Raw genomic sequence first — 24,093 nt, 5'->3', positions numbered from 1 at the left:
TTATGAAAAAAACAATTATCGCATTATCTGCCGTTCTGCTGGCTTCCCCAATATTTGCTGCGACCACACATGCAACTGACGATACCGTCGCGGCGGCGAACGCAAACGCCAACGAGGCGAAGCAAAAACTGCACGAAGAGCAGAACAAAGGTGAAGAGCTGAAGCTGAAACAGAAGCATGCTGCGGAAGGCAAGAGCGAGAGTCTGGGCAGCAAGGTCAGCGAAGATTCCCAGAAAGCCTGGCATAAAACCAAAGAAGGCACCGAGAAAGGGTGGGATGCCACCAAAGAAGGCGCTGAGAAAGGCTGGAACAAAACCAAAGAAGGTGCCAGCGAGCTGGAAAAGAAAGTCACTGAGTAATTAGTTATACTCACGAAAAGGTCGCGCTTGCGGCCTTTTTTATTTCTTCGAATATAATTAGCACCTCAGGCGTTTACGCAGTGCGCACTTATCGGAGAAACCACTATGTACCGCCTTTTGGCCTTTCTGACCGTTCTGCTGTTGTGCCCTTCCCTGCATGCTGCCCCGAAAAGCTACCTTATCGATACCGATAACACCGCCATTCGGCTCTCGTGGCATGCCTTCGGCGGCATCCTCTCCTGGGCAACGTTCAGCGGCGTAACGGGTGCCGTGACGCTCAATCCGGATAACGACGTTGACGACCACATCCACGTCACCATTCCTGTGGCAACCCTGGTGGCCTCAAACACGCTGCTCACCTGGCAATTAAAAAGCGACATGTTTTTTGATGCGGAGCACTATCCGACCATCGAGTTCATCAGCTCTCGCGTGGTCGCCCAGGGCGCCGGACGGTTCAGGGTGTTCGGCACCCTGACCGTACGAAACATTGCCCGGCCGGTGATTCTGGAGGCCGTGCTGAAAGACCCGCATGCGCAGGCCCCCACGCTGGACGCCACCACGGCGATCTCGCGCGCGTCCTATGGGATGGATAAGTTTGCCCTGGTCGTGGACGATCGTATTGCCATCGCCATTGCGATTCAGACGAACCAGGTGCCGTCACCCTGAGATCAGGCGCTGTAGCTGCTCCGCGTGTTGCCGCAGATAGGACGGCGGGTTGCGGCCAATCAGGACAAACTGGTAGCCCGCTTCCAGCCACCACGCCAGGTTCATGCTGTGCCGCTGCTCCTGTTGGAGCGAGGCCGTCGTCTTCTCATCAACAGGCGAAATACAGAGGGCCATCGGGCCGTAGTCGGGGTTGATCCAGGCAATCTGCGCGATAGACGTCGTTTCATAGCGCAGCATGCGCACCATTTTAAGCTCTGCCCCCTGCAGGGTAAGCTGCGACAGGTTTAGCCTCATGCCGATGTCCTGCGCGGCCCGTTCCAGCCCGCGCTGCAGAACCGGCGTTGCGCTGTCCATATCCAGCAGCGTCTCGACGCTGTACAGGGACATATATTGCGCTTCGAGGTCGCGGATATGGGCGTTCTCATCTTCTGGTGCAGCAGCAGGCCGCAGCAGGTAGCCCAGCCCGGAGCCGACCAGCAAGAAACTGACCGAGGCGGCGATCAGCGCCCGTCGGCTGACGCCAGTCGGCGTGGCGGACTGCGGGTCGGGAAGTGCCGCAAGACGCGCCTGCATCGTCTCAAGAGGCGCGTCATCCAGCAGGGAAGCAAACGCCCCGGCGTAATCCTGGCTGCTTTTCATCAGTTCATCGGTTCGCCCGGCGAGGCGTTCGTCACGCTTTAACTGTTCTTCAAACTGCTGCGCGTCGGCGCGACACATCTCGCCATCTATCCAGGCCACGATGGCGTCGTCGTTATAGGGCGGTGTAAAACGGTGCGCGTTCAAGAGCGTTTCTCCTTTACCGGAGGGAGTGCGTCAGCGGATCTGGCAAGCCGAGCCCGCGCTGTCGCCAGCCGGCTCATCACGGTACCGATCGGCACCGCCAGGGTCTCCGCCGCCTCCTGGTAGGTAAAGCCTTCGACATAAACCAAAAATACCGCGTTGCGCTGGGCTTCAGGCAGCGCGTTAACGCGCTGCATTATCTGAAGGTAATGCAGGCGCGTCTCATTCTGTTCGTGGGTGTCCGGCGCCAGCAGCTCGTCGCTGGGAATAAATCCCTGCCCCTGTCGAACGTGTCGTGCCCGAAGCTCAGAGATCCAGATGGAGTGCAGGATCGCGAACAGCCACCTGTCGATGCGCGTGCCAGGCGTATACTGGCTGCTTCTTTCAAGCGCACGCACGCAGGTGGACTGAACCAGCTCTTCGGCGATATCCCTGTTTCGCGACAGCACCAGCCCATAGCGCCAGAGACGCGGCAGGAGTGCGGCGAGCTGTTGACGAACCTCACGGGTTGCGATGGGTTTTCCCTCCACGAGAAAATCAGGATTCCGGATGTCCATTGATGGCGGCCTGCAGGTCACGGTACTCCTCGCAGGACTGGCCGCAGATACCGGCAATCACCTTCAGCTGTTCTTTCGCGAGGTCCGGGCGTCCTTTCACCATCCATGCTTCACCGAGATACTCCCGGGCTTTGGCATAATCCGGCGCGATAGCCAGCGCGCGCTGGTAGTAACCAATCCCTTCGTCCGTGCGGCCCAGTTTGCGTGTGGCGAACCCGCGATAGTTCCACGCTTCAGCCGTATTGCCATTTTTCAGCGAATCAAGCAGATTCAGCGCCGCCTGGTACTCCCCTTTCTTCGCGAGATGGTACGCGTAGCTGGTTTTGTCCTGGTCGCTGAGGCTGCTGCTCTTGTCCGGCACGCATTTCTGCGTGGCGCTGTCATACACCTGTCCGGCAGGACAGTCGGGCGTTTTGCTCTCGGTACTATTATTGCCCATGGCCAGCGCCAGTGGAGACAGCAGGGAAAAAATCAGCACCGGGATCAAACGAAACGAGGTCGTGTTCATACAAAACTCCAGGGTAAGTGGGGAGTGACGTCAGTAAACGTCCGGCTGACGATTTTTATTCATTCTTCGGTGAATTTTTTTACTGTCCTGAAGTCCTGCCCGCGCCTCAGTCCCAAAGAAAATAAATCAGCTTATTTTCTCTTTGCTTGCCCGTTATTATTGCTTACGCGTGATAGCAGAGTTTTAACCCTGTACAAGAATATATTTCATTACCTCGATGACATAATATATCTTACATCAAAAACGTTACCCTAACTTAAACACACGTTAAGCCCGCTTAAACAATAATGCTTAAAATGTTATTTAAAATGATCCCTACCAATTATCATACCGGGTCGTAAACGTTAAATAGCCGCGCCATCATAACAAATAAAAAACATGCAAAAACAAAAAGATAGAAAAATGTAATTATAAAATACATCAATAGATTAATGCCCCCTTCATTGTTTGCGCCTTTATTTACGAAAGCTGAATTTGCACAACACGCATTTTCTGTCTATATCATTTTTATATTCCAGAAACCAATTCCTCTATTAATTACAGGGTTTTATAAAATACAAAACACCCATTAAAACGTTTTTTCATAAGTCATTAGATTCGCTCTGATGTTGCCACTCTGACGCATGGCGGGCATCGTGCGCGCTGAATTCTACGGTGAGAGCTGTTTTATAACAGCAACTACACCGGGGGCGCCCTTTACCTTCAGCAGAGATGGCTCGTCTTGCTCGCCGTTCATGACACTTCTGCTGGAGTAATAACAAAATGAGCCAAATCTCTGTTATTTCAAAACTTACTGGCGTAGAAACGACCCTGGAAGGTACACAGGTTACGCTGAACCATTCCTCTGTCGTTGAGCTTCACGTCGAGCGAGCGAGCGTCTCCCACTTCGCGCGAAGCGGTAACGACCTGCTGGTGACACTCCACTCCGGCGAGGTGATCACCCTTAAAAATTTCTACGTCGCGGATGCGCAGGGCGTGAGCCAGCTGGTTCTGCAGGACAGCAACGGCGCGTTATGGTGGATTGAAGATCCGGCTGGTGCCGCCACGTACGAATCTATCGCGTCCACGGATGTGCTGCTTGCAGCGTCAGGAAGTGATGCCGGTGGCGCCGCCATCTGGCCGTGGGCTCTGGGCGGTATTGCGGCTGCGGGCGGCATCGCGGCCGCGGCAAGTACTGGCGGAGGAGGTGGTGGTGGCGATGACGGTAATAACAACAGCACCAACCCCAACACCCCTGTCGACCCCGCCGATCCGGATACGACACCGCCGAATGCGCCATCCAGCCTTCGTTTCTCGTCAGACGGTAAAACCGTCACCGGTTCCGCCGAACCCGGCAGCACCATCACGCTGAAAGACGCGAACGGCAACGTCATTGGTACAGGAAAAACGGGCAGCGACGGCAACTTTAGCGTCTCCCTCGGGACACCGTTGACCAACGGCGAGCAGGTAACTGCCACCGCAACGGATAGCGCCGGGAATACCAGCCAGGGTTCAAGCGTCACCGCACCGGATCTCACCGCACCCGATGCACCAACGATTGGCAGCGTAATCGACGATATCGCCCCTCAGACGGGGACGGTGACCAACGGCGGCAGCACCAACGATCAGCGACCGCAGCTCTCCGGCACCGCCGAAGCGGGCTCCACCGTGACGATTTATGACGGCGGAATAGCCATTGGCACCGCGGTCGTCGCCAGCAATGGCACATGGACATTCACCCCGTCCGTCGACCTGAATGAAAGCACCCACCAGATTACCGTACGGGCAACCGACGCCGCCGGCAACACCGGACCAGCCTCACCGGTATTCACCCTCACCGTCGATCTCACCCCTCCGACAGCGCCCACCGCGATTGTGCTGCTCGACGATACGGGCATTATCCGAGGAACAATCACGTCGGGCGTGCCTACCGATGCCTCGCAACCGATTCTGGCGGGAACGGGCGAGCCCGGTGGAACCATCACTATTTACGATAACGGTGTGGCAATTGGCACAACGACGGTGCTGCCTAACGGTACCTGGAGCGTTACCCCAGGGGGCCCGCTTCCGGACGGTACGCATTCGATCACCGTCACTGAAACCGATGCCGCCGGAAACCAGAGTACGGCCTCTGAACCTATCACCTTTACCGTGGATACCACGCCGCCGTCTGCCCCAGGAAACCTCGTGGTGTCAAATGATGGCGGTACCATCAGCGGTATCGGAGAAGCAGGCAGCACGGTGACCATCCGTGAAGGCGATTTCACTCTTGGCACAGTGGTTGTTGATAGCCAGGGGAACTTCAGCCTGACGCTGAGCCCGCCGAGGATCAACGGCGAAATCCTGACCGCTGACGCCACCGACACGGCGGGCAACACCAGTCCAACCACCTCCGCGGCAGCACCGGACATTACCCCGCCGCAGACGCCGGTCATCCTGTCGGTGATTGATGACGTGCTGGCCACCACCGGCCCCGTGGTCCAGAATGGGCTGACCAACGACCGGGCGCCGACCCTGAACGGCACGGGTGAGGCAGGCTCGACCATCACGATTTATAACGGCAGCGATGCCCTCGGTACGGTGGTTGTTCCCTCCTCCGGCCAGTGGAGCTTTACGCCGTCCACACCGCTGACCGACGGCACCTGGGTGCTGACCGCGAAGGCGACGGATCCCGCCGGTAACCCGAGCGGGATATCAAACGCGTGGACAATTAACGTTGACGGGACGGCGCCAACCGCCCCGGTGATTTTACAGGCTGTAAACGATATCCCTGGGCAGGCCGGCGCGATCGACTTGAACGGGATCACCAACGACGCCACCCCGACGCTCAGCGGTACCGCCGAAGCAAACGCGACGATCAGCCTGCGCGTGGACGGTGTTGAAATTGGTACAACCGTTGCCAATGGCCTCGGCGTATGGAGCTTTACCCCTTCCTCCTCAATCGGTGAAGGCTCCCACGCCCTGACCGCCGTCGCAACCGATGCGGCAGGCAACCCCAGCCCCATCTCCAACACCTGGACCCTGACGGTTGACAGCGTCGCGCCTGCGGCGCCGGTCATTACCCAGGTGCTCGATGATGTGCCGGAGCGCCTCGGCGCGCTCAACCCCAACGACAGCACCAACGACACCACGCCAACGCTCAACGGCACGGCTGAACCGGGCTCAACCGTTACCATCCGCCTGGATGGTGCCGACCTTATTACGATCCCGGTCGACGGCAGCGGCACCTGGACTTATACCCTTACCACGCCGCTTGGCGAGGGTCCTCATACCTTTAGCGTCGTCGCCACCGACGCGGCGGGTAACACCAGCCAGCCGTCAGACGACTTCACCCTGAACGTCGATATCACTGCGCCAGCGGCGGCCACCATCGCCACCGTGATCGACGATGTCGGCGGCGTACAGGGTTCGCTCAACAGCGGCGATACCACGGATGACACTCGACCCCTGCTGCAGGGCACCGCCCCTGCAGACACGGTGCTCACCGTCTATGACGGCACGACTCTGCTTGGCACCGCCATCCTCAACGGCAGCGGCGGCTGGAGCTTCACGCCCGTGACCCCGCTCACCGACGGTCCGCATTCCCTGACGGTGCACGCCACAGATGCCGCGGGCAATACCACCATCTCAACGCCATTTGAACTGACGGTGGATACCGTTGCGCCTGCCACGCCGGATATCCCGGCCATTACCGTCAATCCTGACGGCACAGCAACGCCGCTGAACCCGGGCGAAATCACCCGCGACACCACGCCGACCCTGAGCGGTACCGGCAATCCGGGTGATACCGTGACGATCTACAACAACGGCGTCAAAATCGGCGACGCTGTCGTGGACAATACCGGCAACTGGACCTGGACACCGCCATCCCCCCTGGCTGGCGGCACCTATGACATCACCCTGACCGTCACCAACGTGGACGGCACGGGCAACGAAAGCGCCCCGTCGCAGCCGGTCACCATCACCATTGACACCGAGGCGCCGGCTACGCCTGCAGCACCGGTCATTACTGACAGCGTCACCCAGATCACCGGTCCCGTTCCCGATGGCGGCACCACCAACGATCCGCGCCCGGTGCTGAGCGGCACCGGTACGCCGAACGACGTTATCAACATCACTGACACGGTCAACGGCGGCACGCCAACTATCGTTGGTACCGTCACGGTAGACAGCAACGGCAACTGGAGCTGGCGCCCTGACAGTAATATTGCGGAGGGCAGCCACGTCTATACCGCCACCGCCACCGATGAAGCGGGCAACGTCTCTGACGCTTCGCCGGCGATCGCGATCACCGTGGATACCGTGGCACCGGCTACGCCAGCGATCAGCGCCGTGGGCGGTGAACCGAACGGAGGCTACATCACGGATACCACGCCGACAGTGGGCGGAACCGGCGTTAACGGTGAGACGGTGATCGTCTACAACAACGGCGTCGAGCTGGGCCGTGTCGCGGTGGTGAACGGAGAATGGAGCCTGACGCTTCCAGCGCAAACGGACGGCCCGCTGAACATTACCGTGGCGGGCGTGGACGCAGCGGGCAACGTCAGCGCGCCGAGTTCGGTCTTTACCGTCACGCTCGATACCGTTGCGCCAGGGATCCCGCAGATCAGTGCCGTCTCAGACAGCCAGCTCACCAACAACGTGCTCTACACCCGCGACGGCACGCCGACCCTTACCGGGACAAGCGAACCCGGCACCACCGTGATTGTCTCCGTCGACGGTATCCCGTCAGGGGTGCCGGTCACGATCCAGTCGGACGGTAGCTGGAGCTGGACCGCAGGCACCACGCTCTCAGAGGGTCCGCATACCTTCACTGTCTCCGCTACCGATCCTGCGGGTAACGCTTCAGGAAGTTCAGCCCCGCTGAGCGTGACGGTGGACACCCTCACCCCGGACGCCCCTGACAATCTGAACCTGGCACCAGAAGGTACGCCACTAACCGGTAGTGCCGAAGCGGGAAGCCTCATCACGGTGAAAGACAGTAATGGCAACGTCATTGGTACCGGGGTTGCCACCGGCGGCAACTTCTCCATCGCTGTCAGCCCCGCTCAGCAGGATGGCGCGACCCTGACCGTGACCGCGACAGATGCTGCCGGGCATGAAAGTCCCGTTGCGAATTACACCGTCACCGGTACGGAGCCGAATCTTCCTGATGTACCCGTCATCACGGCGATCAACGATGACGTCGACCCAATCATTGGCGATGTGAAAGGCAAAACCACCAACGACACCACCCCGACCCTCACCGGTACGGCTCAGGCGGGGAGCCAGATCGCTATCTACCTGGACGGTAGCGCGACGCCATTGACGACGGTCACCGCCGACGGCAGCGGCAACTGGAGCTATACGCCAGCCGCGCTTGGCGAAGGGCTGCACACCTTTGAGGTGACCGCGACCCTCAACGGTCAGACCAGCGGTCGCTCTCCGGCGGCCAGCGTCACCGTTGACCTTACCGCGCCGGGCACGCCGACCATCGGCGCCGTGATTGACGACGTTGGTCCGGGCACCGGCCCGCTGACCAGCGGCCAGATCACCAATGACAACCAGCCGACCCTCACCGGCACTGGTGCGGTGGGTGATATCATCTCCATCTACAACAACGGCGTGCTGCTGGGGACCGCAGAGGTCGGCATCACCGGCACCTGGAGCTATACCACGCCTGTCCTGGCAGAGGGCAATCACGTCCTGACCATCCGCGAGACCGATCCGGCAGGGAACCAGAGCGGTCCTTCGGCGGGCTTCACCGTCGTGGTGGATTCCGTTTCCGCCACGCCGGTCATCACCAACGTCACGGATAATGTGGGCAATGCCGCCACCACGGTGGTCAGCGGTGGTCTCACCAACGACGCCACGCCAACCCTTTCGGGGACAGCGGACGCAAACAGCGTGGTGACCCTTTTCGACGGCGGCACGCAGATTGCCGTAGTGACGGCTGACAGTACCGGCGCATGGACGTTTACCCCTGATACCGCCCTCGGCGAAGGCTCGCACAGCTTCACCGTCCAGGCGACCGACCCGCAGGGCAACCTCAGCGCGGTCTCCGCGCCCTGGAGCGTGGTGATTGACCTGACGGCACCGACGGTTCCAACGCTGGATACGGTAAATGACAACGTCCCAGGCGGCGTCCTGGGTAACCTCACCAGCGGGCAGGTGACCAACGACAACACCCCTACAATTAGCGGCACCGGACAGGTAGGCAGCACTGTTCACATCATGAACAACGGGACGCAGATTGGTACTGCAACCGTTGACGGAAGCGGGAACTGGTCCTTTACCCCGACCACGCCGCTGGGCGACGGCAGCTACGCCCTTCGCGTCTATGCAACGGATGCGGCAGGCAATGCCTCGGCTAACTCATCGGTCTTCGCCTTTACCGTGGATACCGCAGCCCCTGGCGTACCGGTAGTCACCAGCGTGGTTGACGATGTCGGTCCGGTCATCGGGACGCTCACGTCGGGCAACAGCACTAACGACGCGCGTCCGACCTTCAACGGCACGGGCGACGTCGGTGCCACAGTGCACGTGATTGTCGACGGGAGCGAAATAGGTACGGCGGTGGTGAATGCCCAGGGCAACTGGACCTTCACCCCGGGCACCGATCTGAGCGACGGGTCCCATACGATCACCTTCAACGCTACCGATGCGGCAGGCAACACCGGCACCACAACGGCACCGTTTAACCTGACGGTGGATACGGGCGTGCCGTCGGCACCGGTCATTTCGACCGCGGGTGACAACGTGGGCAGTATTCAAACCCCGCTCTCTTCCGGGCAGAGCACCGACGACACCACGCCGACCCTGAACGGCACCGCCAGCGCCAACGCCACGGTCACCGTACATGAAAACGGACAGCCGGTCGGCACCGTGCTGGCGGACGGCAGCGGCAACTGGAGCTTCACGCCGTCAACGCCGCTGTCCAGCGGCAGCCACACCTGGACCGCCACGGTCACCGATGCAGCGGGCAACGTCAGCCCGGCGTCGCCAAACTTTACCCTGATTGTCGATACCACGGCACCGAACGCGCCGGTTATCAGCCAGGCGATAGACGACGTAGGCAGCCTCACCGGACCGCTCACGTCCGGGCAGACGACCGACGACACCGTACCGCGGCTTGTTGGAACCAGCGAACCGTTTGCCACCGTGAAGATCTATGAGGGAACCACCCTGGTCGGAACGGGCACCGCGGACAGCAGCGGGAGCTGGAGTATCTTGCTCACCACCACGCTGGCGAGTGGCCCGCACAGCTTCACCGCGCAGGCCACGGATGCGGCAGGCAACACCAGCGTGTCGTCGACCAGCTTCAGCCTCACCGTCGATACCACGCCGCCTGCGCTGCCGGTGCTGACCAGTATTCTGGATGATGTGGGCAACGCGGCGACGCCGGTTGCCAACGGCGAGTTCACCAACGACGCGCAGCCGACGCTCAGCGGCACGGCGGAAGCGGGGTCGACGGTGAAAATCTTTGATAACGGGGTCCAGATCGGCAGCGTGACGGCGACCGGCGGCGCGTGGAGCTTTACGCCATCTCCGGCGCTGAGCAACGGCGCGCACACGTTGACCTTTACCGCCACCGATGCGGTGGGCAACGCCAGCGCGCCCACCGCCGGGTACGTGATTAACGTCGATACCCTCCCGCCAGCCGCTCCGGTCATCAGTTCGGTCATTGATGATGTCGGCAGCGTCACCGGCCCCGTGACCGGTACGAACCCGACTAACGACACCCGCCCAACGCTGAGCGGGACCGCCGAAGCGAATGCCACGGTCCGGATCTACGACGGCATCACGCTGGTGGGTACGGTCACCGCCGATGGCAGCGGCAACTGGACCCTGCCACAAACCACCACCACGCTGACGCAGGGCACGCATAACTTCACCGCCACAGCCACCGATGCGGCGGGCAACACCAGCGTGGCGTCAGCCGTGACGACGATTATCGTCGATACGACCGCGCCAACGGCACCGACCGGGACCTTCAACGCCGACGGTAGCGTCCTGACCGGGAGCGCAGAGGCGGGCAGCACCGTCACAATCCGCCTTGCGGACGGTTCAACGGTGACCGCCATTGCGGGCAGCAACGGCACCTACAGCTACACCTTCACGAACAAGCAGATCGAAGGCCAGACGCTGCAGATCACCGCTACCGACGTCGCGGGCAACACCTCCCTGCCGGGCTCCGCCCTTGCGCCGGTGGTGCCGCTCTCCGCCAGCAATAACGTTGAGGAGCTGAACCTCAGCACCACGGCGACCGTGACCAACAGCCAGTACAGCGACTACGGCTTCCTGCTGGTCGGCGCCGTGGGCAACGTCCTGACGCTGATCGGTAATGACACCGCGCAGGTGAACTTCACGGTAGGCAACGGCGGCAGCGCGGATATTGTGGTCAATGCCAACGCCACAGGGGCGGTGCTCTCTCTGCTCAATACCCTTGAGCTGGTGGTGCAGCACTACGTCAACGGTGTCTGGACAACCGTGGTGGATACCGGCCAGCCGCAGTTTGCCGATCTCCTGACCCTCGGCGCTACCGGCGTCTCGCTGAACCTGACCGGGCTGGCCGACGGCAACTACCGCGTACTCAGCTATAACACCAACCTGCTGGCGACCGGCTCCTACACCAGCCTCGACGTGGCGGTGAAAGAGACCGGTCCGGGTACGGTCACGGGCGATACCAGCCTCAACGGCAACGTGATCCTCGATACGGACCCGACCGCCGGCAGCGACAATGCCCCGGCCGGAACCACCATTTCCACGGTCACTAACGCGCAGGGCGTGACCACCAGCGTGAACGCCGACGGCACGGTGATCCAGGGCAAATACGGTACGCTGACCATCAACCGCGACGGCAGCTACACCTACAACCTGACCGACACCAGCGCCGCGGTCATTGGCCGGACGGAGAGCTTCACCTACACCATCACCCATAACGGCGTCAGCGCGTCGGCGAACCTGGTGCTGTCTCTGGGTGCCGGTACGGTACTCAACGGCATTGTGGCGGTGGACGACACGGCCTCGCTGACCTTTGACACCACCGTAAGTGAGATTAATAACGGCGCCTCGTCTCAGGGTGGCTTTACCGTGGTGGGCATTAATCTCGGCAGCACGCTGGGGCTTAACCTGCTGGACGACATGACCAACCCGATCATCTACAACGTGGAGGAAGGCACGACCCGTACCATGACCATCCAGGCCTCCGTGGGCGGCGTGGCGCTTGCGTCGGTGTTCGATCTGTACGTCTATAAGTTCAACAACGCGACCCAGACCTTCGAGCAGGTCCGCGTCGAGTCGGGCTGGCTGCGCGCGCCGCTGCTGGGGGGAACGTCACCACAGCTGACGCTGAACCTGCCTGCCGGGGAGTACCTGTTCCTGCTGAATACCGCGTCCGGGATCGCTGTACTGACGGGTTACACGCTGAGCGTCCTGCAGGATCATGTCTACAGCGTGGCAAGCATCAGCGAAACGACCACGGGCGACGTGCTGGCGAATGATCCGGTTCCGGCGGGCACGCTGGTCACCGAAGTGAACGGCGTGGCGGTCAACAGCAGCGGCACCACCACCATTCAGGGGGAATACGGCACGCTGACCATCAATGCGTCCGGTCAGTACACCTATACCCTGAGGAGCGGCGTGGGCGCGGACCATATCAGCACGCCGGATACGTTCGTCTACACCGTTACCGCGCCTGACGGCTCGAAGGATACGGCATCGCTCAACATCACTCCAACCGCGCAGGCAATGAATGCGGTCAACGATGTCAGCGCCACGATGGACCTCACCTCGGTGCACCACACGTCGGTCTACTCGGATACCACCGTGGGCGTCGCCAGCTGGACGACGGCCCTGTTCTCATCAACCCAGGGCAGCGGCAGCGGAACCTTCGTTGTCGACCCGAACACCGCGCTGCACAACGCGTCGCTGCACTTTAGCGTGGCCTCGCTGCTGGCGCTGGGCGGGCTGACGGTGAACTGGACGATTAGCGATGCCAACGGCGCGATCCGCAGCGGCTCCTTCAGCGGCGCCTCGCTGCTGGGCGGCAGTATCGACGTCCCGCTGACCGGGCTGGATCTGAACGCCGGGACCTATACGCTGAGCTTTACCGGTAGCGTACCGGGGCTCAGCGTCGGGACCATCACCATCACGCCAAGCGTAAACGGCACCACCTACTCGCTGAGTAATTTCGACGTCACCGGCAGCCACACCGTCAACGGCAATATCTTTGACGGCACCGACTCTGGCGGCGTGCTGGATCAGCTCCACTCGGTGGATACCCGTCTGAGCGTAACCGGCTACAACGGCGTGACCACCACGCTGGATCCGTATACCGGCAGCGCAACGGTGAACATTGTCGGCCACTACGGCACGCTGGCGATCGGCGCTGACGGCCATTACACCTATACCCTCAACAGCGGGGTATCGCTCTCAACCATGACCTCGAAGGAGACCTTCAACTACACCCTGACCGACTCTGCCGGAAGAACGGACAGCGCCACGCTGACCATCAATATGGCGCCGCAGTTCATCAGCTCGGAGCATAACGACGCCATCACCGGTACGGCCTACGGCGATACGCTGATTTACCAGGTGCTGAACAGTACGGTGGGAAATGCCACGGCGGGTAACACCAGCAGCGCCGGAGGTGATCACTGGACCGGGTTCTCGCTGGCGCAGGGGGACAAGATCGACATCGGCGATCTGCTGGTGGGCTGGGACGGTAATACCGCCTCGTTGGGGAATTATATCCATGTCACACAAAGCGGTAGCAACACTGTGATCTCCATCGACCGTGATGGTGCAGGGTCCACCTACACTAATACTGCACTCGTTACGCTTGATAACGTTCAGACCACGTACGACGAGCTCGTTAACCAGCAACACATCATTACCTGATAGCACCTGCAAGAGATGACCCGGGCGCACAGCGCCCGGGCATTAATAATAAAGCTGTACATTTTTATTAGGGACATGACATGGGAATGAAGATGCCTTACTGGTGGCTCTCGTGCTGCCTGATATCTGTGCCCGCTTTCTGCGCAAATCCGGCGGCAATCATCAATACCGGACAGCTTCGCGAAACGCAGGAACTCCCCTCACTCAACGGCCGCGTGGCCCCGGTGGCTGGCAACGCCGCTCCCGGTTCATTACAGCTTGGCGAAGCCGTTAACCGTGCCGTCACGTGGCACCCGGCCATCAGCGAAGCCGTGGGCAAACTCTACCAGCAGAGCGAAGAGGTGGACGTCGCGAAGTCAAAATACTATCCGCAGATTAATGCCGGCGTGGACAATGGGTATTCCCACGACGGCGACCAGAACGGCTTTACGCCGTCTCTGGTGCTTTCTCTCTCTCAAATGCTCTATGACTTCGGCAAAGTGGCCAGCCAGGTGCGCGCCGAGAGCGCTGGCGTTGCCCAGCAGCAGGCCAACGTGCTGGTGAGTATCGACACCATCGCCCACGATACCGCCGTCGCCATGGTACAGGTGCAGACCTGGCAGCAAATGGTCGACACCGCCAAAGAGCAGCTTGAGGCCCTCTCCTCCATCGGCACGCTGACCCGCCAGCGTAACGACGAGGGCGCCACGTCGCTCTCTGACGTGGTGCAGACCGATGCCCGTATCGAAGGCGCGCGCGCCCAGCTGATGCAGTACCAGGCCAGCCTGGAGAGCGCACGCGCGACGCTGATGAGCTTTCTCGGCTGGAACAGCCTGAACGCGATCAGCAACGACTTTCCGCAAAAGCTGGCCCGCAGCTGCGATGTCGCCGAGCCGGACGACCGCCTGGTTCCTGCGGTGCTCGCCGCCTGGGCGCAGGCTAACGTCGCCCAGGCTAACCTCGACTACGCCGACGCGCAGATGACGCCAACCGTCTCGCTGGAGCCGGAGGTGCGCCATTACATGAACGATCGCTACGCGGGCAGCGACACGCGGGATCGCACCCAGTATTCCGCATGGGTGAAAGTGCAGATGCCGCTCTATCAGGGCGGCGGCCTCACCGCCCGGCGTAACGCCGCCGGACACGCGGTGGAAGCGGCACAGTCCACCATTCAGCGCACGCGCCTGGATGTCCGACAGAAACTGCTGGAAGCCCGCAGTCAGGTGATGAGCCTACAAAGCACGCTGCAAATTCAGGGCCGCCAGGAGGCGCTCAGCGCCCGCACCCGCGAACTGTACCAGCAGCAGTATCTTGACCTCGGCTCGCGCCCGCTGCTCGACGTGCTCAACGCCGAACAGGAGGTTTATCAGGCGCGCTTCACCCAGCAGCAGACCCTCGGTCAGCTGCACCAGCTGCAGCTCAACTGCCTGTATAACACCGGGCAATTGCGTCATGCGTTCGACCTTGATAACCGCACCATCCAGACCGTGGAGATCCAGCCATGAAGCAGCGTGATATCCCGCAAGGTGAAAACATGACGGATGAGGCGCTGGCGCAGTGGGCGCAGGCCTTTGGCTTTATCGCCACGCGCTACCGCGTCGCCTGCTCGCCCGGCGCGCTGATCGCAGGCGCACCGTGGCTGAAAGGCAAACCGATGGTGCCCGCCCTCACCCAACTGGCGCGTGAGGCGGGGCTGTCGTTTCAACTGCTCACCGCTGACCAGCAATCAATCAACAGCTGGCGTCTGCCGGTGGTGGTGGCGCTGAATGACGGCCGGGTCGGTGCGATCGAGCACTTCGACGGCGACGACACGCTGGAAGTCAGCTTCTTCGACGACCAGACCTACACTAACCGGCTGTCGATGACGGCCATGCTGCCCGCCATCCGCCACGTCATTGCCCTGCGGCCACTCGCCGCGCTGAAGGACAGCCGCGTGGATGCCTATATCTCAAAATATCGTTCGGACTGGCTCTACCGGCTGGTGATGCGCGATCTCCGCCCCTACAGCTGGGTGATGCTGGCCGCGCTGTTTATCAACGTGCTGTCGCTTTCCGGGATCGTCTTTTCCATGCAGGTGTATGACCGGGTGATCCCCGCCCAGTCCTACCCGACGCTGTACGTCCTGACCATCGGGGTGCTGATCGCCACCCTGTTTGGCTTCGTGCTGCGCGTGGCGCGCGGGCACATTATGGATCTGCTCGGCAAGCGCTCGGATATGCGCGTCTCGGATCGCGTCTTCGGCCACGCGCTGCGGCTGCGCAACAGCGCGATTCCCCGCTCTACCGGCAGCTTTATCTCACAGCTGCGCGAGCTGGAGCAGATCCGCGAGATGGTCACCTCGTCCACCATCTCGACGATTGTCGACCTGCCCTTCTTTTTACTGTTCGTGGTGGTGCTGGCGATCATCGCCCCACAGCTGGCGTGGATCGCCCCGGTCGCGGCGGTGATTATGGTTCTGCCCGGCCTGCTGCTGCAGAAAAAGCTGGCGGAGCTGGCAAAGCAGTCGGCCCATGAATCAACCCTGCGCAATGCGGTGCTGGTGGAGAGCGTTCAGGGGCTGGAGGACATCAAGCTGATGCAGGCGGAAAACCGCTTTTTGCAGCAGTGGAACAGCTATATCCAGATCACCGCCGAATCCGGCCTGCGCACCCGCGAGCTGACGCAGAACCTGATCAGCTGGGGGATGACCATCCAGAGCCTGGTTTACGCCGCCGTGATTGTGGTCGGCGCGCCGATGGTGATCGACGGCACCCTGACCACCGGCTCGGTGGTCGCCGCCTCGATGCTGGCCTCCCGCATGATCGCCCCGATGGCGACGCTGTGCGGCGTGCTGGCCCGCTGGCAGCAGGTCAAAGCGGCAAAAGAGGGGCTGGACAGCATCATGCAGCTCCCAACCGAAAACCAGCGCGAGGAGACGCCGATCCGCCAGGACGTGCTGCGCGGTCACTACCTCTTTGAGCAGGCGCAGTTCCGCTATCAGCCGGACGATCCGCGCATGGCGCTGCGCATTAACCGCCTGGAGATCGGGCCGGGTGAGAAAGTGGCGATCCTCGGGCGCAACGGTGCGGGCAAATCGACCCTGCTGCAGGCGATGGCGGGCGGGATGGATCTGGCGGCGGGCGAGCTGCGGCTCGACGGCTTCAGCCTGCCGCATCTCGACGTGGCGGACGTGCGGCGCAACGTCGGCTTTATGACCCAGAACGCGCGGCTGTTTTACGGCACCCTGCGCGAGAACATCACCCTCGGCATGCCGCGCGCCACCGACGAAGAGATCTTCGAGGCGCTGGAACTGACCGGCGCGGCAAGTTTCGTGCAGAAGCTGCCCAAGGGGCTGGACTACCCGATCATGGAAAACGGCGTGGGGCTCTCCGGCGGGCAGCGTCAGTCGATTCTGCTGGCGCGGATGCTGCTGCGCGATCCGAATATCGTGCTGATGGATGAACCCACCGCCTCGCTGGACGAGCACACCGAGCGGGAATTTATCCAGCGGCTGGGCGACTGGCTCGGGCACCGCACCCTGATCGTCGCCACCCATCGTGTACCGGTGCTGGAGCTGGTGGAGCGCGTGGTCGTGTTGAAAGATGGGATGCTGGTGATGGACGCGCCAAAAGCCCAGGCGCTGAGCAACAGCCGTATGCAGCAGCAGCAACAGCAGCAGGCAGCAACCGGACGGGAGTGGAAAAATGAAAATCAGTCAGCGTGACGTGGCGGCAATGGACGATCTGGATAACGCCCTCGACTCGGAAAGCGGCTACACCGGCGCGCGTCGGATCGTGATCTTCTCGCTGCTGATGTTTGTGGTGCTGGGCGTCTGGGCGTGGTTTGGCGTGCTGGATGAGGTGTCAACCGGATCGGGGAAAGTGATCCCCAGCTCGCGCGAGCAGGTTTTACAGTCGCTGGACGGGGGGATCCTCACCGAGCTGAACGTCCACGAGGGCGATCAGGTGCAGGCCGGACAGGTGCTGGCGCGGCTTGACCCTACCCGTTCCGAATCAAACGTCGGCGAAAGCGCGGCGCGCTACCGCGCGTCTCTGGCCTCCAGCGCCCGCCTGTACGCCGAGGTGAACGATCTGCCGCTGAAGTTCCCTCCTTCACTGGCGAAATGGCCGGATCTGATTGCCGACGAAACGCGGCTGTACAACTCGCGCCGCGCGCAGCTGGAGGATACCCAGCGGGAGCTTCGCGCCGCGTTAGATCTGGCGAATAAAGAGCTGGCCATTACCCAGCGGCTGGTGAAGACCGGGGCCGCCAGCCACGTGGAGGTGCTGCGCCTGCAGCGGCAGAAAAGCGATCTGGAACTGAAGCTCACCGACGTGCGTTCCCAGTATTACGTCCAGGCCCGCGAGGCGCTCTCCAAGGCCAACGCGGAAGTGGATATGGTTTCGGCGATCCTCAAGGGCCGTCAGGATTCCGTCACCCGTCTGACGGTAAAATCCCCGGTGCGCGGGATCGTCAAAAACATCAAGGTCACCACCATCGGCGGCGTGATCCCGCCCAACGGCGAGCTGATGGAGATTGTGCCGGTTGACGATCATCTGCTGATTGAAACCCGCCTGTCGCCGCGTGATATCGCCTTTATCCACCCGAATCAGGAGGCGCTGGTGAAGATCACCGCCTACGATTACGCCATTTACGGCGGGCTGCACGGGGTCGTGGAGACGATTTCGCCGGACACTATTCAGGACGAGGCCAAGCCGGAGGTGTTTTACTACCGGGTATTTATCCGCACCAGCCAGGATTACCTGGTCAATAAGGCGGGCAGGCATTTCTCGATTGTGCCGGGGATGATTGCCACGGTGGACATTAAGACCGGCGAGAAAACGGTGCTGGATTATCTGATCAAGCCGTTTAACCGGGCGAAAGAAGCGCTGAGGGAGCGGTAGTCAATCGCCGGGTGGCGGCTTCGCCTTACCCGGCCTACATTGTAAAGCTCAGCGGGACGTGGGGAGGGCATCAGACCGCAACATCGCCCACTGCCCCGGTGTTTTACCGGTCCATGCTCTGAAAACCTCAATAAATGCGCTGACGCTGCTGTAGCCGCAGGACAGCGCAATCCACCCTACCGGCTTCCCCGCCGCCAGCCACTCCATTGCCTGCATGACGCGCGCCAGCTGCCGCCAGTTAACAAAGTTCATTCCGGTCTGGGCACTAAACCGACGATTGAACGTACGCACACTCATCCCAGCATGAATAGCATGACTCTCGACCGTCTGGTTATCATCGACAAACTGCAGCAAATGGCTGACCACGTTCTTAAGACGCGGATCCGTCGGCACGGGCAGAGAAAAGTGAACCTGGGGCGTCAGGGCAAGCTCATCCAGCAGCAAAGTCAGCTTTCGCGGATCGTACTCGTTCTCTGCACCACATAAACGGGAAAACAGTGCATGAGTCAGATCGTCGGGCTCGAACAGCGCGGGTGCTTCGGGAAGCCCTGCACAGCAGGCGGGGTCAAGATAGATGGCGCAGCCTTCTATTGCGCTTTCAGAAAAGGCGGCATGCTGCTGACCTGGCGGGATCCAGCCAATGTGTTTTGCCGGTACGACCGAGCGCGCCTGCTGCGTCTCAATGACCAGCAGACCCGTTGCAATGCGCCACAGCTGGCCGGTGCGATGACTGTGCCACGGTGTTCGATACCCGCCGGGATGACGGAGCGTTTCAAAACTGACCATCTCATTTTGACCGAAAATCGTTATTCATCGGCCTATTACAGAAACCACGTCTTCGGCTGTCAAGGATAATGGGGACTCAACCACATAAGGAGCCCGTATGAGCATTATCACCTCTCTGGTAGCCCAGCCTGACAACGCCGCGCAGCGCGAAAAAATGGCGTGCCTGTTAACCCGCTTATTCAACGGCGATATCGATCCGGCAGAGGTTTTTACGCCCGATTACCAACAGGTTACGGACGGTCACGCCCTTGACTACCGGGGTTTTATTCAGCACCTGAACCACGTCCGCTCGCAGATCCGCGCGATCGCCTTTACCGTGGCGGAGATAGCCTGTCATGACGAACTTCTGGCTGACCGGCATATCGTGACGGTCACGTATCCTGATGGTCGTCAGGCAGAGATAGAGGTTTACCTGTTTGCCGCGCTGCGTGAAGGGAAAATCTGGCGGATCCATGAAGTCACGCGAGCCCTCAGCGGCGATGTTTCAGATCGCACCCTGGCACACGCGACAGAATAACGTCACTCCGCCGGGTGCGGCGCGGTACGGCTAAGCACCTCAACATACCGCGTAAACTTGCCGATAAACACCCCGGCAAACAGCCCGCCGGAGACAATCGCAAGGGCGCTGATGGCGGGCTGCTGCAGCGTCTGCGGCGCGATGGCGCTCATTACCCCCAGCACGTATTTCACCGCGAACGCCAGCATCATAAACGGCAGCGCGGTGTAGTCAGCCTGGCGGCAAAGGGTGCGCGGCGCGGCGGCGCGAGTTACCGCCGTCGGGCGAATCAATGCGTAACCCAGCGCAGCGCCAGCCAGAATGCCCGCAAGCCACATCGACAGCGTCGCGACGCTGAGGGAGCGGTACATCACCAGATCGTAAATATCCCATAGCAGAAAAATGGCCGGAATTATCGCCAGTTTTTCCAGCGTGACCGTGGCGGGCCGGCGGGCCCGGAGCCCACGAGAAACCAGAAACACAAACAGCACCCAGACCCAGATGGGGGTGTGCGTCAGAATACCAGTCAGTTGTTCGAACATAGCTGTTTACCGTGGGCGTCACGCGGCCGTTATCGCGCGGGATAAGTATTACGCAAAATAGCCCGCGCGCAATCCCCACTTTTGTTACTTGAACGTCACGGTAAAGGTGGCTGTCGCACTGTAATCCCCAAGCTTCGGCGTCGTGGTCGTCCATATAAACCCTGCGTGATAATCATGCGTGAGCCGGTCTCCACCGATCGTACCTATCTCCTGCGGCGTGTTCAGCGCAATGCGCGGCTCCATCAGGCTGCTGGCGGAAATGATAAAGCCAAAGCCGCTGTCTGCCGCGGGCATGATGATTGCCCCGTCTTTGACCGTATTCGTCGAGCTTAACGTCATCAGCAACGTCTCCCCCGTGCAGGTTTTACCGCTGGCTTCACGCGTCAAATCGACCTGTAGCGTAAAGGGTTTTGTTTTTTCAATCTTACCGGGCGTCGCCCAGCTGCCGTTGATGACGCCAAAGTCGAGGGTATCGGGTACCAGCAGCACTTTTGGCGTGCAGGCCAGAAAGGTGATTTTATCCAGCCCGGTAATGGTCAGGTTAAAGTTACCGTCCTGAGTCACCGTGCCGCCTCGCAGACCGCCCACGCCATCTACCTGGAAGAGCGACAGGCTGACATCCCCCATCACTTTGCCATTGGTGGCCGCCGGAAGGCCGGTGGTTTTGATGTAAACCTGATAGGTGAGCGTGAACGTCTGCGGGGCCGCCGGGGAGAGACAGCCTTTGTTGCCGTTAGGACGGCACACGGTACCGGGACCAATCTCTATTTTATCGCCCTTCTTCAGCTTGTAATCGACGTTCCTGAAGGTGATGCCAATCTCCAGAGAGTTGTGCACGTTTTTCACCGCATCTTTCGGATCGAGCCATAAATAGGCGCTCTCGCCGTTTGGATAGGCGTCCGTGTCAGAGCAGGTAAACGTCGCCGTGATTGGTGACGATACCCATATTTTGGTGTTGGTGCCGAAGTCACCGATCGACGCTTTGATGATGCTGTTAATGGCAACGTACTGGCTCACCGAGCCCTGGGCTTTACAGGTCAGCGCCATAACGGTGGAAGAAAACAGGCCGAAGCAAAAAATCACCGCGGCGTACAGCATATGTCGTCCCTGAAATTGCATTGTCCTCTCCTTTATCGACAAATTGCGCTGATCTCGCGATAGCCCGCGGTATCCTGTTCACGCCGTTCCTCATCCGGAAGCTGGATGCGACACTGTTCGTCATCCCCCTCCCCCCAGCGAATGGCGATCGCTTCGCCCGGCAGCACGCCTGAAACAAAAATATCCCCGTCAGGCCCGACAATGCCGTTGTTACGCTCGCCCCGGCTGTAGGCCTGCGCGCCAACCGGCGGCACGCTGTTGTCGGGTCGTTTGCTGTGAATCAGCACGCTGTCGCCCCGATATGTTTCAAACGTCACGCGCGTAATCGCGCCGCGGGTAGGGACGTTATTCTGGGTGGCAACAGGCACGTCCAGCCCCTCCGGGAAGTCCTGGGTGTTTAACGACCAGGTATTGTTGCGATAAGGAATCGCATGCGGGGCAACGGCATAGCCCGCAGCGTCGATCCGCACTCCGGCCTGATTCTCTCCCCTCACCCCTTGCGCATCCTGAGCCTCAATCAGGGTAAAGGTACTGCCCGGTGGCTGGGACAGCGTCACGCCCCCAGCGTGAGCAAGGATACCGCCGCTGAGGTTCATGCTGCTTTGCTGCACATCTTCCGCTCTGGAATAGCCCAGCCACAGATTTCCGGCGCCCCCCTTGTAGCCCATGCTCAGATCGCCCGCCGTCCCCTCAGCATCGTTTTGCTGCACCTGCATGGCGTAGCTAAGGCGGTTATCCTCAAGCAGGGAGCCACTCAGCCCCGCGGAGGAGGACACGTTTCCGGCACGATCGGCGTGAAGGTCTGTCGTCGCCGTCGCCGGGTGGCTGCCAAAACTGAGCGGCAGGGACAGGCGCAGGTTAATGCTGCTGTCATGTGCAATGTAGTGGTTGCGCGTATTCTGGTAGTACAGACTCCAGGTCACATTGCCCAGCCGTGAGGTAAAGCCAGACTGAACCGTGGTATCAGAACCGGCATCCTGCCAGTAGCTTTGCTTGCTGAAGGTGAGATAAAGCTGGCTGATCTCACCTATCTGCTGGCTCATTGAGATATCCAGCCGCGCTTTTTTGGTTGCGTAGCGGCTGTCGTAATGGATTTCAGGCTTTGACGCGACCCAGTCAGGGTTATCCTGATCGGCGTCATCCCAGTAATAGGTTTTATATCGGCCATTATCCCAGCGGCGACGTTCCTGAACCGACTCCTGGAAATCGTAATAACCGGACGAGGAGTAACGATAGCCCGCCACCTGGAAATCGGTGCGGGAATCGAGAAAGGATTTCGCGTACAGGAAGCGAGCGCTCCCCCCTTGCTCATCGTCGCCCCGCGCCAGCCGCGTGTCGGATAACGCCAGATCGACGGACACCGCGCCAAAATGCCCCATGTTTTTGCCCACGCCCATCGCCGCGCTGCGGTAGTGTTCCGCCGAAAGCAGGCCGCCCGACAGGGTCACCGTATCGCTCATCCCTCTGGCGAGCTGGCTTTCAACAAACGCAGGGGCATAGCCGTCGGCACCGTCATGATATTTTGCGGCCGTGATTTCATAGTTCCACTGCCCCTTGCGAACCAGTCCCGGGAGCACGGTATAGGGGATCACCAGATTGGTTTTCCGTCCGTCGGTTTCAATGATGGTGACAAACAGATCCCCGCTCTGACTGACCGGCACAATGTCATCAAACGCGAACGGTCCCGGCGGCACGTTGGTAGAGTAGATCAGATACTTATTCTGTCGAACCTCAACGCGGGCATTGCTTTCCGCCACGCCTCTGACGACAGGGGCATAGCGCGACTGGCTGTCTGCACGCATCATGGGCTCCGAGGCCAGCTGCACCCCGCGAAACGGAATACTGTCGTAGAGGGTTGTTCCGGTACTCCCTTGTCCCAGCAGCAGACGACTCCTGATTGACGGAAGTGCCCTTTCAGCCCACGACGAGACATTTTTCCAGTGGCCCGTTTCCCCATCCCGCTTTGTCAGGTTCGCCATCTGGCGCAAGCGCCACGCCCCTATATTGATGCCGTTATTCAGGTAAAGGTAGGCGTACTGGCTGTTTTGCCCGTAGCTTCTGATGGTGTTCGCCGCCAGGTTGTAGTTCACAAAAGCGGCATTGATGCCCTCGTCGTAACGCGTGGCGGGTACCGTTCCACGCGGTTGTGTCAGCATATTGAGCTGGGGAACCTGAATATCCAGCCGGTGCTCGGTCATCGTAACGTTCATGGACGCACCCGCAATCCGGCGCTCGAGGGGATAGCACGACTCGTCATCGTCAGCGGGAAGTGCGACGGACCACGCGCGCAGCCGATCGGCGCTAATGCACGGGTACAGCGCGCTGTCGGGCTCATCGCGGACGATCTCAACGTCACGCTGTTCAACGAGCTTTCGGTTAACGTAAACCTCGAGGGAATAGGTTCCGGGAATAATGCCGGAATCAGGGTCGATCAAATTAATGAACGATTGCTCGCCCGTTCCATGAAAAAATGCGGTGTTATATTCACTTTGCGCCAGACATTCGCTGCCGGAAACCAGTAAAGAGGTAAGCGCGCACAGGGGGATCCATGTTCGTTGCATAATGATTCATCCATGACA

14 protein-coding genes are annotated in these 24,093 nt (G+C 60.5%); 7 read left to right on the top strand and 7 right to left on the bottom strand.

The features are described from left to right. Nucleotides 1-2: 2 nt before the first annotated feature. Both LJA86_RS17580 and LJA86_RS17575 read left to right on the top strand, forming a co-directional pair. Entirely contained in the window at nt 3-359 is a 357-nt protein-coding gene (locus tag LJA86_RS17580; RefSeq protein ID WP_229226505.1) for a hypothetical protein, read from the top strand. 105 nt (nt 360-464) lie between these two features. Then, nucleotides 465-1,025 carry a YceI family protein gene (locus tag LJA86_RS17575; protein ID WP_229226504.1) on the top strand — a complete coding sequence of 187 codons (561 nt, stop codon included), beginning with the start codon at nt 465-467 and terminating at the stop codon, nt 1,023-1,025. Here the strand turns inward: LJA86_RS17575 and LJA86_RS17570 are convergent. Genes LJA86_RS17570 through LJA86_RS17560 form a run of 3 tightly spaced genes read right to left on the bottom strand, consistent with a single transcriptional unit; the run spans nt 1,017 to nt 2,870 of the window. Next, a complete protein-coding gene (locus LJA86_RS17570) occupies nt 1,017-1,808 on the bottom strand; it encodes an anti-sigma factor family protein (RefSeq protein WP_048029277.1) in 792 nt (263 codons plus the stop codon). The genes LJA86_RS17575 and LJA86_RS17570 overlap by 9 nt on opposite strands. Then, nucleotides 1,805-2,362, bottom strand: coding sequence for a sigma-70 family RNA polymerase sigma factor (locus LJA86_RS17565; protein WP_229226503.1), 558 nt, complete (start codon nt 2,360-2,362; stop codon nt 1,805-1,807). Before LJA86_RS17565 ends, LJA86_RS17570 begins: the two co-directional genes overlap by 4 nt. After that, complete coding sequence (locus LJA86_RS17560) at nt 2,343-2,870, bottom strand: tetratricopeptide repeat protein (RefSeq protein WP_229226502.1); 528 nt, start codon at nt 2,868-2,870, stop codon at nt 2,343-2,345. The genes LJA86_RS17565 and LJA86_RS17560 overlap by 20 nt, the downstream gene beginning before the upstream one ends. Before the next feature lie 762 nt (nt 2,871-3,632). On the opposite strand from LJA86_RS17560, the gene LJA86_RS17555 reads away from it, so the two are divergent. The 4 genes from LJA86_RS17555 to LJA86_RS17540 all read left to right on the top strand — a co-directional run bounded on the left by LJA86_RS17555 (nt 3,633) and on the right by LJA86_RS17540 (nt 18,592). Continuing rightward, on the top strand, nt 3,633-13,730 hold the full coding sequence (locus LJA86_RS17555) for a BapA/Bap/LapF family large adhesin (RefSeq protein WP_229226501.1): 10,098 nt from the start codon (nt 3,633-3,635) through the stop codon (nt 13,728-13,730). Between the two features lie 80 nt (nt 13,731-13,810). Then, nucleotides 13,811-15,214, top strand: coding sequence for a TolC family outer membrane protein (locus LJA86_RS17550; protein ID WP_229226500.1), 1,404 nt, complete (start codon nt 13,811-13,813; stop codon nt 15,212-15,214). Beyond that, nucleotides 15,211-17,412, top strand: coding sequence for a type I secretion system permease/ATPase (locus LJA86_RS17545; protein WP_229226499.1), 2,202 nt, complete (start codon nt 15,211-15,213; stop codon nt 17,410-17,412). The genes LJA86_RS17550 and LJA86_RS17545 overlap by 4 nt, the downstream gene beginning before the upstream one ends. A 10-nt stretch (nt 17,413-17,422) precedes the next feature. Continuing rightward, a complete protein-coding gene (locus tag LJA86_RS17540; RefSeq protein WP_086374946.1) occupies nt 17,423-18,592 on the top strand; it encodes an HlyD family efflux transporter periplasmic adaptor subunit in 1,170 nt (389 codons plus the stop codon). A gap of 48 nt (nt 18,593-18,640) precedes the next feature. Here the strand turns inward: LJA86_RS17540 and LJA86_RS17535 are convergent, their stop codons facing one another. Beyond that, nucleotides 18,641-19,378, bottom strand: a complete 738-nt coding sequence (locus LJA86_RS17535) for an AraC family transcriptional regulator (protein WP_126533936.1) — start codon at nt 19,376-19,378, stop codon at nt 18,641-18,643. Nucleotides 19,379-19,475: 97 nt separating this feature from the next. Here LJA86_RS17535 and LJA86_RS17530 point away from each other — a divergent pair, with 97 nt between their 5' ends. Next, on the top strand, nt 19,476-19,895 hold the full coding sequence (locus LJA86_RS17530; protein ID WP_045909277.1) for a nuclear transport factor 2 family protein: 420 nt from the start codon (nt 19,476-19,478) through the stop codon (nt 19,893-19,895). 2 nt (nt 19,896-19,897) lie between these two features. On the opposite strand, the gene LJA86_RS17525 is transcribed toward LJA86_RS17530, so the two are convergent. The 3 genes from LJA86_RS17525 to LJA86_RS17515 all read right to left on the bottom strand — a co-directional run bounded on the left by LJA86_RS17525 (nt 19,898) and on the right by LJA86_RS17515 (nt 24,075). Then, nucleotides 19,898-20,416 (bottom strand): DUF6622 family protein, encoded by a 519-nt coding sequence (locus tag LJA86_RS17525; protein ID WP_229226498.1) that lies wholly within the window; start codon nt 20,414-20,416, stop codon nt 19,898-19,900. An 84-nt stretch (nt 20,417-20,500) separates the two neighbouring features. Continuing rightward, nucleotides 20,501-21,535 carry a fimbrial protein gene (locus LJA86_RS17520; protein ID WP_080474238.1) on the bottom strand — a complete coding sequence of 345 codons (1,035 nt, stop codon included), beginning with the start codon at nt 21,533-21,535 and terminating at the stop codon, nt 20,501-20,503. Nucleotides 21,536-21,546: 11 nt separating this feature from the next. Then, complete coding sequence (locus LJA86_RS17515; RefSeq protein ID WP_229226497.1) at nt 21,547-24,075, bottom strand: fimbria/pilus outer membrane usher protein; 2,529 nt, start codon at nt 24,073-24,075, stop codon at nt 21,547-21,549. Nucleotides 24,076-24,093: the final 18 nt, after the last annotated feature.

Origin of the sequence: Enterobacter sp. TCD1-1, assembly GCF_020567405.1 — a bacterium.
Lineage (GTDB): Bacteria > Pseudomonadota > Gammaproteobacteria > Enterobacterales > Enterobacteriaceae > Enterobacter > Enterobacter quasiroggenkampii.
This window is presented reverse-complemented; position numbering and strand designations above follow the sequence as displayed.